The 13,324-nt window shown below is 70.5% G+C and carries 12 protein-coding genes; 1 reads left to right on the top strand and 11 read right to left on the bottom strand.

Features of this window, described 5'->3' with window-relative positions; translation table 11 throughout:
• The 11 genes from mreD to AB3M34_RS07580 form a co-directional block, all read right to left on the bottom strand.
• A complete protein-coding gene (gene mreD, locus AB3M34_RS07630) occupies window positions 1-516 on the bottom strand; it encodes a rod shape-determining protein MreD (protein WP_370618712.1) in 516 nt (171 codons plus the stop codon).
• Between the two features lies 1 nt (window position 517).
• A complete protein-coding gene (gene mreC, locus AB3M34_RS07625) occupies window positions 518-1,369 on the bottom strand; it encodes a rod shape-determining protein MreC (RefSeq protein ID WP_370618710.1) in 852 nt (283 codons plus the stop codon).
• A 4-nt stretch (window positions 1,370-1,373) separates the two neighbouring features.
• Complete coding sequence (locus AB3M34_RS07620) at window positions 1,374-2,408, bottom strand: rod shape-determining protein (RefSeq protein WP_370618708.1); 1,035 nt, start codon at window positions 2,406-2,408, stop codon at window positions 1,374-1,376.
• A 77-nt stretch (window positions 2,409-2,485) separates the two neighbouring features.
• Entirely contained in the window at window positions 2,486-3,478 is a 993-nt protein-coding gene (locus AB3M34_RS07615; RefSeq protein ID WP_370618706.1) for a carbohydrate ABC transporter permease, read from the bottom strand.
• Window positions 3,475-4,404, bottom strand: coding sequence for a carbohydrate ABC transporter permease (locus AB3M34_RS07610; RefSeq protein WP_370618704.1), 930 nt, complete (start codon window positions 4,402-4,404; stop codon window positions 3,475-3,477). Before AB3M34_RS07610 ends, AB3M34_RS07615 begins: the two co-directional genes overlap by 4 nt.
• A 76-nt stretch (window positions 4,405-4,480) precedes the next feature.
• Window positions 4,481-5,851 (bottom strand): ABC transporter substrate-binding protein, encoded by a 1,371-nt coding sequence (locus tag AB3M34_RS07605; RefSeq protein WP_370618702.1) that lies wholly within the window; start codon window positions 5,849-5,851, stop codon window positions 4,481-4,483.
• Between the two features lie 81 nt (window positions 5,852-5,932).
• Window positions 5,933-7,579 carry a glycoside hydrolase family 13 protein gene (locus AB3M34_RS07600; protein ID WP_370619965.1) on the bottom strand — a complete coding sequence of 549 codons (1,647 nt, stop codon included), beginning with the start codon at window positions 7,577-7,579 and terminating at the stop codon, window positions 5,933-5,935.
• Between the two features lie 134 nt (window positions 7,580-7,713).
• Window positions 7,714-8,727 (bottom strand): LacI family DNA-binding transcriptional regulator, encoded by a 1,014-nt coding sequence (locus AB3M34_RS07595; RefSeq protein ID WP_370618700.1) that lies wholly within the window; start codon window positions 8,725-8,727, stop codon window positions 7,714-7,716.
• A 206-nt stretch (window positions 8,728-8,933) separates the two neighbouring features.
• Window positions 8,934-9,344, bottom strand: a complete 411-nt coding sequence (gene ndk, locus AB3M34_RS07590) for a nucleoside-diphosphate kinase (protein WP_370618698.1) — start codon at window positions 9,342-9,344, stop codon at window positions 8,934-8,936.
• Between the two features lie 36 nt (window positions 9,345-9,380).
• Window positions 9,381-9,719, bottom strand: coding sequence for a DUF4233 domain-containing protein (locus AB3M34_RS07585; RefSeq protein ID WP_370618697.1), 339 nt, complete (start codon window positions 9,717-9,719; stop codon window positions 9,381-9,383).
• Entirely contained in the window at window positions 9,719-11,062 is a 1,344-nt protein-coding gene (locus AB3M34_RS07580) for a bifunctional folylpolyglutamate synthase/dihydrofolate synthase (protein ID WP_370618696.1), read from the bottom strand. Before AB3M34_RS07580 ends, AB3M34_RS07585 begins: the two co-directional genes overlap by 1 nt.
• Before the next feature lie 88 nt (window positions 11,063-11,150).
• Here AB3M34_RS07580 and AB3M34_RS07575 point away from each other — a divergent pair, with 88 nt between their 5' ends.
• The gene (locus AB3M34_RS07575; RefSeq protein ID WP_370618694.1) at window positions 11,151-13,292 is read left to right on the top strand and encodes an MMPL family transporter; all 2,142 of its coding nucleotides are present in this window, start codon (window positions 11,151-11,153) and stop codon (window positions 13,290-13,292) included.
• Window positions 13,293-13,324 lie beyond the last annotated feature (32 nt).

Below are 13,324 nucleotides of genomic sequence, written 5' to 3'. Positions count from 1 at the left end.
TCACCACCGGACCCGGGGCGCGGGTTCGGCACGGGCGAGCAGCGTCCGCACGGCGGGGACGATCGCCAGCCCGAGGACGACGTCGTAGACCACGGCAAGTCCGACCACGGGCAGCGCTGCGGCCAGCGTGACTCCCGGCTCGCCGAGCAGCAGGCCGGTGAGCGCGAAGACGGAGAGGCCGACGAACGCCGTCGCGCCGATGGTCGCTGCGTCGCTGAGCCAGGACGGGCGGCTCCCGCGGTCGACCGTGCCGGCGAGGAAGCCGGCGATCGCCATCGCCAGGGCCCACCGTCCGAGCAGGTGGTCGGCAGGTGGCGCCACGTCGAGCAGCAGGCCGCCGACGAACCCGGCCCAGGCGCCGTCGGTCGACCCGCTGCACAGTCCGACCGCCACGACCACGACGAGCACCACGTCGGGCACCACGGCCGTCGGGACGAGCGGCGCGAGGACGCTCACCTGGACGATCACGGCGGCGACCAGCACACCGACCACGAGCGCTGCGCGACGGGCGGCCACGTCAGGACCCCGAGCGCTCACCGACGACGACCGCGACGGTGTCGAGCGCCGAGAAGTCGACGTACGGCGCCACGGTGACCGCGGCGGTCTCGTCGCGCGGCGACTCGACGACCTTCTCCACGCGGCCGATCGGGACACCGGCGATGTAGGGGACCCCGTCGCGCGAGCCCCACGAGACGATCGTGTCACCGACCTTCGGCACCGCGGTGCGGTCCAGCGCCTCGAGCTGCAGACGGCCGGTGCCGGAGAGCGACCCGTCGCCGCGAAGCATGCCGAGCTCGTGCTCCGCGCCGAGACGCGCTCCGACGACCGAGTCGGCGTCGACGAGCAGCAGGACCACGGCGTTCGTGGGCGATGCGCTGATCACTCTGCCGACGAGCCCGTCCGGACCGATCACCGTCATGTCGCGCCGGACCCCGCGCGTCGTGCCCGCGTCGATCGTGACCGTACGGCGGAACGTCTGCGCCGACCCGACGCCGACGACGTGCGCGGTGACGGTCTCGATGTCGGCCGAGGTCGCGTACGAGGCCAGCGCGTCGTACTCGGCGAGGCGCGTGCGGTCGACGTCGGAGGACGCGACCATGCCACGCAGCCGGGCGTTCTCGGCCTCGAGCTGGGCATTCTTGTCCCGGAGGTCGTCCCGCGTCGCGAACGCGTCGACGCCGAACGGTGACAGCAGGCGGTTCGCACCCGACTCGAGCGGGCCGAGCGCCGCGCCGGCGACCGTACGGGCTGGCGAACCGGCGCCGGTGAGGTCGATGCTGATCAGCGCGACGGCGGCGAGCAGCAGCACGAGCAGCACCGTGCGAGGACGGCGCGGCTCGGGGTCGGGACGGGTCCTGGTCCGGGCCACCGCCTCACCTCCGGGGCTCGGAGGTGAGCACCTGCTGCAGCGCGTCGAACTCCTCGACGCACTTGCCGGCACCGAGCGCGACGGAGTGGAGCGGGTCGTCGACGACGTGCACCGGGATCTGGGTCTCGTGGCGGATACGGTCGTCGAGCCCGTGCAGGAGCGCTCCCCCACCGGTCAGGACGATGCCGCGGTCCATGATGTCGCCGGCCAGCTCCGGCGGAGTCAGGTCGAGCGTGGCGCGGACGGCGTCGACGATCGCCGCGACGGGTTCCTCGAGCGCCCGCCGGACCTCCGCGGCGGTCACCTCGACCGTACGAGGCAGGCCTCCGACGAGGTCGCGTCCGCGGACCTGGACCGTGCGCTCGTCCGGCATCGGGAACGCCGACCCGGCCGCGACCTTGAGGTCCTCGGCGGTGCGCTCCCCCAGCAGCAGCGCGTGCTCCTTCTTGAACCACGCGACGATCGCCTCGTCGAGCTCGTCGCCGGCGGTCCTGATCGACCTGCTCGCCACGATGCCCCCGAGGGCGATCACCGCGACCTCGGTCGTGCCGCCGCCCACGTCCACGATCATGTTGCCGGTCGGCTCGTGCACCGGGAGGCCGGCACCGAGCGCGGCCGCCATCGGCTCCTCGACGATGAACACCTGGCGTGCGCCGGCCTGGTAGCCCGCCTCGCGGACCGCGCGCTGCTCGACCGACGTGATGGCGCTCGGGACGCAGACGACGAGGCGAGGCTTGGTGAAGTAGCGCCTGCGGTGGACCTGCTGGATGAACAGCCGCAGCATGTGCTCGCACGCCTCGAAGTCGGCGATGACGCCGTCCTTCATCGGCCGGATCACCGAGATCGCATCGGGCGTCCGGCCGTGCATGCGCTTGGCCTCCGACCCGACCGCGAGGATCTCATGGGTCTGCGCAGCGAGGGCGACGACCGACGGTTCGTCGAGCAGGACGCCCTTGCCTCGCACGTAGACGAGCGTGTTCGCCGTACCCAGATCGACCGCCATGTCGCGCCCGAGCAGGCTGCGCACGGCGAAGGACATGCGCTCAGGCTAGGTCGGCGTCGCGGCCATCCTCGGCCGACACGCCCTACGCGCCGGGGCCCGACGGTCCTGTCCGCTCAGCCCTTCACCGCGCCGCCGAGCCCCCCGCCGCGGAGGAAGAAGCGCTGGAACACGAGGAAGAAGACGATCGGGACCGCCGTGGAGAGCAGCAGGGCGGCGAGGAACACGTCCAGCTCCGTCTTGGGCGCGAGCGTCGGCAGGCGGACCGACAGCGGCTGCATCTCCGGGTCGGGCAGGACCAGCAGGGGCCAGAGGAAGTCCTTCCACGCAGCCAGCACCGCGAACACGGACACGACACCGAGGATCGGCCGCGACATCGGCAGCACGATCGAGACGAACAGCCGGAACGGTCCCGCCCCGTCGACCCGCGCCGCCTCGATGATCTCCCGCGGCAGGTTGTCGAGGAACCGCTTGACCAGCACGACGTTGAACGCGCTCGCCCCCGCCGGCAGGAACGCACCCCAGAAGGTGTTGAGGAGCGAGACGTGGATGATCGGCACGTCGAGCACCGTCAGGTAGAGCGGCACCAGCAGCACGACCGTCGGGACGAACAGCGTCGCCAGCACGAGCCCGTACAGGACCCTGCCGTAGCGGGGCCGCACGATCGCCAGGACGTAGCCGCCGGTCGTCGCCACCACCATCTGGGTCAGCCACGAGCCGAGCGCAATGATGATCGTGTTGAGGAAGTACAGGTCGAGGTTGAGGTCGACCCAGGCCGTGCTCAGGTTGGCCCAGTCGACGCCGTTCGGGAACAGCGCCATCGGGTTGCGCAGGGTGTCCTGCGTCGGCGTGACCGCCGCCTTCGCGAGCCACAGCAGCGGCCCGAGCGCGACCACGACGAGACCGACGAGGACCAGCGCGTTGATGACGCGCCGCGTCCAGAGCACGCGTGGTCTCCGGAGGTCGTGCCCCGAGGTGAAGCCGCGCGACGCGTCCTCGGTACGGCGTGCGCGGCGCGTCGCCCGGCGCGAACCCGCCGCTGCGGCACCGGCGGTCGCCGACGCGGCCGCCACGACCTCGGCGGGTCGGCTGGGTGCGTCGAGGCTCATGAGTCGCTCCACCTGCGGGTCAGGCGGAAGTAGACCGCCGAGAGGATCGCGAGCGCGCCGGCCAGCATGAGGCTCAACGCGGTCGCCTTGCCGTAGTCGCCACCCAGGCTGTTGCCGAAGGCGTAGTCGTACACCAGGAGCAGCAGGGTGGTCGTCGAGTTGTCGGGGCCGCCGTCGGTGAACAGGTACGGCTCCAGGAACACCTGCGCCGTCCCGATGATCTGGAGGACCAACGTGATCAGCAGGATCGTCCGCATCTGCGGGAGCGTCACGTGCCAGATCTTGCGCCAGATCCCGGACCCGTCGATCTCGGCGGCGTCGTACAGCTCCGGCGGCACCGACACGAGGGCGGCGAGGTAGATGATCACCGTGCCGCCGGCCGCGGCCCACGTCGCCTCGATCACCAACGACGGCATCGCCCACGCCGTGTCCTCGAGCCACGGGACCGGGCCGAGCCCGACCCATCCGAGGATCGTGTTGAAGACGCCGCTCGGGCTGGCGTCGTAGAAGAACTTCCACAGCAGGACCGCGACCGCAGGCGGGACGACCACCGGCAGGTACGCGAGCGTCGAGTACAGCCCCTTGCTCCGCCGCAGGTCGCTCATCAGGACCGCGAGGACCAAGGGCACGGGATAGCCGAAGATCAGCGCGAGCAGCGCGAAGTAGAACGTGTTCCAGAGCGCCGTACCGAGCATGGGATCGGCGAGCACGGCCTGGAAGTTGTCGAGGCCGACCCACTCGGCGGGGCCGACGAGGTTCGTGACCTGGAGGCTCATCACGAACGAGCGGAGGATCGGCCACCACGAGAACAGTCCGAACGCGAGCAGCATCGGGAGCAGCAGGACGACCGTGCTGAGCCCTCCTCCGCGGACCCACGCGGCGGGAGATCGGCGCGGACGGCGACGGGGTGGAGCGGCGGCGGTCATGCGACTCCTCGGGGAGGTGGAGCGGACGGTGAGCGGGTCGCGCCACGGCTGGGGACCCGTGGCGCGACCCGTCGGATCACTGCGCCAGGATCCGGTCGGCCTCGTCGTTCGCGTTCTTCAGCAGGTCGGCGATGTCGGCATTCTCGTCACTGAGCACCTTCTGCACCACAGCGTCGAGCACCCCGTACACCTCTTGCGTGTGCGAGGGCGGTTCGGCGACGAGGTCCTGGTCGAAGATGTTGTCGGTGAAACCGGTCATCTGGTCGACGGGGACGTTGATGTAGTCGGCGATCCACTCGCGCTGCTGCTTCCACGTCTCCTCGTCGAACACCGGGAGGAGCGGGGTGCCGATCGGCTGATCGCTCTCCGCCAACGTCTTGGCGTCGAGGACCGCCGCGTCCTCCTCGACGAGCTTGCGGACGCGGAAGAAGTCGTTCCACTTCACCGCGGCCTCCTTCTCCGCCTTGCTGGCCTTCGCGTTGACGACGGAGACGGAGCCACCGCCGAGGATGCCGGCGTCCGGGCTGTCGGTGAGCGGCACGGTCGTGAGGCCGTACGTCTCCGGCTTGATGCTGTTCGTCGTCACCAGCGCGTTGTAGACGTCCGAGCCACCGACGTACATCCCGACCTTGCCGGCCGCGAACGCCTGGTTGATCCCGGCCCAGTCGAGGAGCAGGTTGCTGCCCATCGACTTGTCGTCCCAACGCATCTCGTGCAGACGCTCGAGGACCTCCGCGGTCTCCGGGTTGTCGATGACGGCCTTGGTCTCCTCGCCGTCGGTCTCCTCGATGCGGCCGCCGTGGGCGTAGGTCAGGGTGGTCAGCAGCCAGCCGCCGGTGTTGTCCTTGGTCATCTGGGCGTAGCCCGGCTGACCGGTCTCGTCGGTGATCTGCTTCGCGTACTGCTGCACCTCGTCCCAGGTCGTCGGAGGCTTGTCGGGGTCGAGACCGGCCTGCTCGAACAGCTCACGGTTGTAGTGCAGGCCCATCCCGTACACGTCGCTCGGGAGGCCGTAGATGTTGCCCTCGGCGTCCTGGGCCGCGGCGAGCACGCTCTCGTTGAAGCTGTCGGCGTACGGCAGCGCCTGCACCTGATCGGTGACGTCGGCGATCTGCTGGCGCTGGACGAGCCCGAGGGTGTCGGTGAACGGCACCCGGAACGTCGTCGGCAGCGTGCCGCCCGCGAGCTGCGCCGGGAAGGTCTCGGCCTTCCACTCCCACTCCTTGGGCTCGACGACGATGTCAGGGTTGGCCTTGTTGAACTCCTTGACGAGATTCTTGACGGAGTCCGCGGTCGCCTGCTCGTCGCCGGGGCGCCAGCCCTCGACGGTGATGGTGACCTTTCCGTCCGCCTCGGCGTCGTCGTCGCCGGACCCGCAGGCCGCGAGGACGGACGCCGAGGCGGCCACGGCGACGATCGCCGCGATCCGCTTCCGGTGCTGCTTCATGGAACTTCTCCTTCGTGGGTGGACGACTTCCGTCCACGGGATGCACGGTTCGATGGGAGGTGGAGGTGGGCCGCGTGTCCGTCACGCGGGAGCGGGCGGGAGCCTCAGCCAGGCGGTGGCGTCCGCCGGAAGGCGACCTCCTTCCAGGGCGGAGCTGGCGACCCAGATCTGATCGTTGGCGAGCAGGTCGACCGGCGTGTCGGTGAGGTTGGCGACGCAGGCGAAGGAGTCGCCCCGGGTGAAGGCGAGCACCCCCGGGAGTGGGTCCAGCCACGACATCGGCCCGTCGCCGAGGTCGGGATGGGTTCGTCGGATCAGGAGTGCGACCCGATAGAGGGAGAGCATCGAGGTGGGGTCGGAGGACTGCGCCTCGGCCGTCAGGGCCGCCCAGTCGTCGGGCTGCGGGAGCCACGTGTCCGAGCCACCCGGCCCGAACCCGTACGGCCGCGCGTCCCCCGACCACGGCAGCGGGACCCGGCAGCCGTCCCGGCCGGGGTCGACACCGTCCGACCGGAAGAACATCGGGTCCTGGAGCCGGTCGAGGGGGATGTCCTCGACCTCGGGCAGACCGAGCTCCTCTCCCTGGAAGATGTAGTACGACCCGGGCAGCGCCATGGCGAGCAGCGCTGCGGCCCGGGCCCGGCGCCTGCCGAGCACGGGGTCGGTCGGCGTGCTGAACCGCTTGGACGCGAACGCGAACGCCGTGTCCGCGCGGCCGTAGCGCGTGACCGGCCGCGTGACGTCGTGGTTCGACAGCACCCAGGTGGCCGGCGCGCCGACCTTCGCGTGCATGTCGAGCGTCTTGTCGATCGACGACCGCAGCCGCTCGGCGTCCCACGGAGCGGCCATGTAGTCGAAGTTGAACGCCGTGTGGAGAACGTCCGGCTCGAGGTAGCGCGCGAACCGCTCGGTGTCGGGCAGCCAGATCTCACCGATGAGCGCACGGTCACCGCCGTACGACTCCGCGATCTTGCGCCAGCTGCGGTAGATCTCCTGCAGCTCGTCGCGGTCGACGTACGGGTGCGCGCCCGGTCCGGGGGTCGTCGGCACCTCCGGCAAGTTCGCGTCCTTGGCGAGCAGGGCGGCCGAGTCGATCCGTACGCCGGAGACGCCGCGGTCGAACCAGAAGCGGAGGACGTCCTCGTACTCCTGCCGGACGTCGGGGTGACCCCAGTTGAGGTCCGGCTGCTCGGCGGAGAAGAGGTGCAGGTACCACTCCTCGGGCGTCCCGTCCGGACGCTGAGCGCGTGACCACGACGGTCCGCCGAACTCCGAGGTCCAGGAGTTCGGTGGCTCCGCGCCGCCCTCGCCGCGTCCGGGGCGGAACCAGAACCGGTCGCGCTCGGGCGAGCCGGGCTCGGCGGCGAGCGCCGCGCGGAACCACTCGTGGGCGTCGGAGATGTGGTTCGGGACGACGTCGATGATGGTCCGGATGCCGAAGTCGAGCGCGTCGTCGATCAGGCGCTCAGCCTCGTCGAGACTCCCGAACGCCGGATCGATCGCGCGGTAGTCGGCGACGTCGTACCCGCCGTCGGCCATCGGCGACGGGTACCACGGGGTGAACCAGATCGCGTCGACGCCGAGGTCGCGCAGGTACGGCAGGCGGCTGCGGACGCCGGCGAGGTCGCCCGTGCCGTCACCGTCGGAGTCGGCGAAGCTGCGCGGGTAGACCTGGTAGATCGCCGCGCTGCGCCACCACTCGGCGTCCCGTCCGGCAGCGGGGTCCACCGCTGGGGACTCGGGATGTACGGCAGCCCGATCGGCCGCACGTCGTGCTGTCACTGTGACCCGCCTCACTCTCGAAGGTGAACGAGAGGCTACGCGGGCTGATCATCGAGCCGCAAGAACTCGACAGGATGTAATTAATTTCGCAACTTTGCAGCGCCGGTTGACTGACGTACGACAAGTTCAGGCTCGAAGTAGATGTCCTCCGGCGGCGTCGGCGCACCCGCGATCTGACGCAGGAGGAGCGTGATCGCAGCCCGCCCCATGGCTTCGATGGGCTGCCGGACGGTGGTGAGCGGCGGGTCGGTGGCACTCATGAACGCCGAGTCGTCGTAGCCGACGACGGAGACGTCGCCGGGGACGTCGAGACGGAGCCGCCTCACCGCCCGGATCGCCCCGAGCGCGAGAGGGTCGCTCGCACAGACGATGCCGGTCACGCCGCGCTGGAGGAGCCTCGTCGCCGCCGCCTGGCCGCTCTGGAGGGAGTAGAGGCTGCGCTCCACCAGCTCCGGCGAGTACGGCGTGCCGGCGCGCTCCAGCACCTGGACGGCAGCGGCGAGCTTGTGCTCGGACGGCACGTGGTCCGAGGGGCCGAGCACGAACCCGATCCGGGTGTGCCCGAGCGACAGCAGGTGCCCGACGGCCTGCTCCGCCGCGATCGCGTCGTCGCAGACCACCCGGGGAAACGCCAGGTCGTCGATCGCCGCGTTGATCAGCACGGCCGGCAGCTTGCGGTTCACCAGCCGCTCGTAGTGCGAGTGGTCCGCGTCGGCCTGGCTGTAGTCACCACCGGCGAACACGACCCCGGCGACCTGCTGCTCGAGGAGGAGGTCGACGTACTCGGACTCCCCCACCCCGCCTGCCGTCCGGGTGCAGAGGACCGGGGTCAGGCCGTGCTGCGCCAGGTGTGCGCCCACGACCTCGGCGAGCGCCGGGAAGATCGGGTTCTGCAGCTCGGGCAGCACCAGCCCCACAAGGCGGGCCCGCTCGCCGCGCAGCTTGGTCGGGCGCTCGTACCCGAGCACGTCGAGCGCCGTGAGCACCGTGGAGCGGGTGGCGTCGGAGACACCCGGCTTGCCGTTGAGCACGCGGCTGACCGTCGCCTCGCTGACTCCGGCTCGGGCGGCCACCTCGGCGATTCGTCGTGCCATGACGGAACCCTAGCCGCGCAGAGCGCCAGCTGTCTGCAATGAGACGTCAAAACTTGCGCAAGATCCTGACAGCTGATGCCCTCCCGGCTGCGCCGTCTCCCCCGTTTGAGGTGCTCACACCCCGAACACCTTCAGGGCACCTCTCAGATGAGGTGCGCCCGCCGCGCTTGAGGTGTGAGCACCTCAAACGCGGAGCGCCGCGGCGGTCAGCCCAGCTCGGGGAACCAGAGCGCGATCTCACGCTCCGCGGACTCGGCCGAGTCGGATCCGTGGACCAGGTTCTCGCGGTTCGAGAGCGAGAGGTCACCGCGGATCGTGCCGGGTGCGGCGACCACGCCGTTGGTGGCACCGTTGAGCAGCCGCACGACCTCGACGGCCGCGTCGCCCTCGAGGACCATGGCCGCCATCGGGCCGGACGTCACGAACGCACGCAGCGGCGGATAGAAGTCGCGCTCCACGTGCTCGGCGTAGTGCGCGTCGGCCTTGTCACCGTCGATCGTGCCGAACCACATCGCGACGACGCCGAGGCCCTTCGCCTCGTAGCGGCCGAGGATCTCACCGATGAGACCACGGCGGACGGCGTCGGGCTTGAGCAGGACCAGGGTGCGTTCGGACATGGTGCACAGACTAGCGAGCAGCGTCCGGAGCGAACCTCAGCGGGCGTAGAACTCCGGGTTCGCGGCACGGTCGCGCTCGATCCGGCGACCCAGCACCCACGCCGTCGCCCAGATCGCGGCGAACATGCCGCCCACGAAGAAGGCGATGGGAAGCAGGAAGCCCATGGCGACGGCACCGACCTGGACGAGCCAGCCGAGGCCGTACGCCCACGGGAACCGCAGCAGACCCGACGTGACGAGGGCGAGTGCCGCCAGTCCCAGGCCGTACGACGCCGCGACCGCCGGCGAGACGCCCTCCACCTGGATCATCACCGGCGTCGCGAGCGCGAGCACGATCGCCTCGAAGAACAGGACTCCGGCACACATTCCGCGCATCAGGACTTCGACTCCTTCGGCACGAGCAGGACGCGCGCCTCTCCTACGGTCACCACGGAACCGGTCACGAGGACGCCGCCGCTGCCGACACCCTCGCCGTACCGCTCGCTCTCCGCCAACGAGACCGCCTTCTCGATCGCGTCGGGCAGCGCCTTCGCGACGTGGACGCGGTCGTTGCCGAAGATGCCCTCTGCCACGTCGGCCAGCTCGGCCGCCGGCATCGCGCGGTCGGTCGCGTTCTGCGTGCAGACGATCTCGGCCATCACGGGCTCGAACGCCTGGAGGATCTCGTCGACCTCCTTGTCGGCCATCACGCCGACCACGCCGATCAGCGGCGTGAACGAGAACGCCTCCTGGATCGCCTCGGCCGCCGCGCGTGCGCCCGCCGGGTTGTGCGCGGCGTCGAGGACGACGGCGGGACTGCGGCGTACGACCTCGAGACGCCCGGGAGACGTCACCTCGGCGAACGCGTCCCGGACGATCTGGACGTCGAGCTCCTTGCCGCCCGTGAACACCTCGACGGCTGCCAGCGCGTACGCCGCGTTGTCGGCCTGGTGCGCGCCGAACAACGGGAGGAACACCTCGTCGTACGTCGCGCCGATGCCTTGGATGGTCAGCATCTGGCCGGCGAGCGCGGGCGTCCGCTCAGTGATGCCGAAGTCGACGCCCTCGCGGTGCAGCGTGGCCCCGACCTCGTTGACGCGCGCGAAGATCTCGGCCGCGGCGTCCTCGGGCTGGCGCGCGACGACGACCTGGGCGCCGGGCTTGATGATCCCGGCCTTCTCCACCGCGATGGCCCCCGGCGTGTCACCGAGGTAGCGGGAGTGGTCCACGTCGACCGGCGTGATGACGGCGACCGAGGCGTCGACGACGTTGGTCGCGTCCCAGGTGCCGCCCATGCCGACCTCGACGACGGCGGCGTCCACGGGCGCGTCGGCGAACGCCTGGTAGGCGATGCCGACCATCAGCTCGAAGTACGACAGCGGGATCGGCTGGCTGTCGTCGACGACCTGCGCGTATGCGGCGACGTCGGCGTACGCCTCGACGAACAGCTCCTCGCTCAGCGGCTCGCCGTCGATGCTGATCCGCTCGGTCATCGAGACCAGGTGAGGACTCGTGAACCGGCCGGTCCGCAGACCGAGGCCCCGCAGGAGCGCGTCGATCATGCGGCCGGTCGAGGTCTTGCCGTTGGTGCCGGTGAGCTGGATCACCGGGTAGGCGGTCTGAGGGTCGCCCATCAACCGGCACAGGGCGCGGATGCGGTCCAGCGACGGCTCGAGCTTCGACTCAGGCCAGCGTGCGAGCAGCGCGCGCTCGACCTCGACGTACGTGGGATTTGTCATCGTCGTCCAGTATCCCAGGGATGCAAGCGATGACTTCTTCAACCCTGCCCGGTCGTAGGGTCGAAGGATTGTCGCCAGGGGGACTGTTATGCATCGCTCGATCGCCGGATGGATCAACCACCGCTTCACGCCCGTGCTCGCCATCGTCGGCTGGATCGCCGTCGTCGTGCTGCTGGGCCCGCTCGCCGGACAGCTCACCGACGTGCAGGAGAACGAGGCCGAGAACTGGCTCCCGAGCAGTGCGGAGTCGACGAAGGCCCTGAAAGCTGCCGAGACGTTCGCCTCGCCCAACACCATTCCCGCCGTGATCGTGTACGAGCGCGAGGGCGGTCTGCAGCCTGGGGACCTCGAGAAGGCCGAGGCCGACGCCGCGACCTTCGCCGAGGGCGACAACATCGACGGCGAGGTCGTGGGCCCCATCCCGTCGGAGGACGGGGAGGCGCTCGAGATCATCGTCCCCCTCAACCTGGGCGAGGACGGCTGGAACCTCGCCCCCGACGCCGTCGAGGAGATGGAGGACGTCGTCACGGACGGACCTGACGGTCTCGATGCGTACGTCACGGGTCCCGCAGGTCAGGCCGCCGACTCCGCCAGCGCGTTCGAGGGCATCGACAGCACCCTGCTGCTCGCCGCTGGCGGCGTCGTCACGGTGCTGCTCCTCATCACCTACCGCAGTCCGCTGCTCTGGCTGCTTCCCCTGATCTCGGCCGGTGTCGCCCTGGTGGTCGCGCAGGCCGTCATCGTCCTCCTCGCCAAGCACGCCAACCTGACGGTCGACGGCCAGAGCGCCGCGATCCTGACGGTGCTCGTGTTCGGCGCCGGGACGGACTACGCGCTGCTGCTCGTCGCCAGGTACCGAGAAGAGCTGCGACGGCACGAGTCTCGCAAGCAGGCGATGGCCGTCGCGCTGCACCGTGCCGGACCCGCCATCATCGCCAGCGGTGCCACCGTCGCGATCGGCATGCTGTGCCTGATGCTCGCTCAGATGACGTCGACCCGCGGCCTGGGCCCGGTGGCGGCGATCGGCATCGTCGCCGGCCTGCTCGTCATGCTCACGCTGCTGCCCGCCCTCCTCGTGGTCTGCGGCCGCTGGATCTTCTGGCCGCGCATCCCGCACTTCGGCGACGCCGACCCGAGCTCGCACGGCTTCTGGGCGAAGATCGGCCACCGCATCACGCGGGCACCGCGACGCGTGTGGGTCACGACGTCGGTCCTGCTCGCCATCGCGACCATCGGCATCGTCCAGCTGAACGCCACCGGCCTCAGCACGGAGGAGGCGTTCCGCAGCACACCTGACTCGGTGATCGGCGAGCAGGTCCTGAGCGAGCACTTCCCCGGCGGGGCCGGAGCGCCGGTCGTGGTGCTCTCTCGGCCCGACAATGCCGACGACGTCCGGGCTGCGTTCCAGGCCAACGACGGCATCGCCGCCGACAGCGTGACAGAGCCTGCGGTCGAGGGCGACTGGGCCTACATGGAGGGCACCCTCGAGGTCGAGCCCGACAGCGACGCCGCGTACGACGTGATCGACGAGCTCCGCGAGGAGCTCGACGCCGCCGACCCCGACGCCCTCGTCGGTGGGACGACCGCCGTCACCCTCGACATCCAGCGGGCTTCGTCCCGCGACAACAAGGTGATCATCCCGGCCGTCCTGGTCGTCGTCCTGCTCATCCTGATGCTGCTCCTGCGGGCGGTCGTCGCCCCGCTGATCCTGCTCGGCACCGTCGTGCTGTCGTTCGGCGCGGCGCTGGGGATCAGCGCGCTCGTGTTCCGGTACGTCTTCGACTTCGCCGGCACCGACACGTCCTTCCCGTTGTTCGTCTTCGTGTTCCTGGTGGCGCTCGGGATCGACTACAACATCTTCCTGATGACCCGCGTCCGTGAGGAGGCGTTCAAGTGGGGCACGCGCCGAGGGGCTCTGATCGGGCTCGCCGCCACCGGTGGTGTGATCACCTCGGCGGGGCTCGTGCTGGCGGGCACGTTCGCCGCTCTGGGCACGCTGCCGCTCGTGTTCTTCGCCGAGATGGGGTTCGCGGTCGCCTTCGGCGTGCTGCTCGACACCCTGATCGTGCGGTCCGTGCTGGTGACCGCCCTGAACCTCGACGTCGGGCGCCACATGTGGTGGCCGAGCGCGCTGGGTCGCAAGGAGGACGTCGAGGATGCGCCGGAGCTGCCGGAGCCCGATGCCGAGCCCGTCGCCGCCGGGTCGGAGCCGGGCCCGCAGTCCCCGTGAGCACGGGGCGAACCGGTCACCGGTGCTCGCCG

The sequence above is a fragment of the Mumia sp. Pv4-285 genome, assembly GCF_041320275.1.
GTDB classification, from domain to species: Bacteria; Actinomycetota; Actinomycetes; order Propionibacteriales; family Nocardioidaceae; genus Mumia; species Mumia qirimensis.
The sequence above is the reverse complement of the archived record's forward strand: the minus strand, read 5'-3'. Positions and strand labels throughout refer to the sequence as shown.

Excerpts from the sequence above, each read along its gene's own strand:
- AB3M34_RS07615 (WP_370618706.1), bottom strand. The coding sequence starts at position 3,478 with ATGAGCCTCGACGCACCCAGCCGACCCGCCGAGGTCGTGGCGGCCGCG.
- ndk (WP_370618698.1), bottom strand. The coding sequence starts at position 9,344 with ATGTCCGAACGCACCCTGGTCCTGCTCAAGCCCGACGCCGTCCGCCGT.
- AB3M34_RS07585 (WP_370618697.1), bottom strand. The coding sequence starts at position 9,719 with ATGCGCGGAATGTGTGCCGGAGTCCTGTTCTTCGAGGCGATCGTGCTC.
- AB3M34_RS07580 (WP_370618696.1), bottom strand. The coding sequence starts at position 11,062 with ATGACAAATCCCACGTACGTCGAGGTCGAGCGCGCGCTGCTCGCACGC.
- AB3M34_RS07620 (WP_370618708.1), bottom strand. The coding sequence starts at position 2,408 with ATGTCCTTCGCCGTGCGCAGCCTGCTCGGGCGCGACATGGCGGTCGAT.
- AB3M34_RS07595 (WP_370618700.1), bottom strand. The coding sequence starts at position 8,727 with ATGGCACGACGAATCGCCGAGGTGGCCGCCCGAGCCGGAGTCAGCGAG.
- AB3M34_RS07605 (WP_370618702.1), bottom strand. The coding sequence starts at position 5,851 with ATGAAGCAGCACCGGAAGCGGATCGCGGCGATCGTCGCCGTGGCCGCC.
- AB3M34_RS07575 (WP_370618694.1), top strand. The coding sequence starts at position 11,151 with ATGCATCGCTCGATCGCCGGATGGATCAACCACCGCTTCACGCCCGTG.
- AB3M34_RS07610 (WP_370618704.1), bottom strand. The coding sequence starts at position 4,404 with ATGACCGCCGCCGCTCCACCCCGTCGCCGTCCGCGCCGATCTCCCGCC.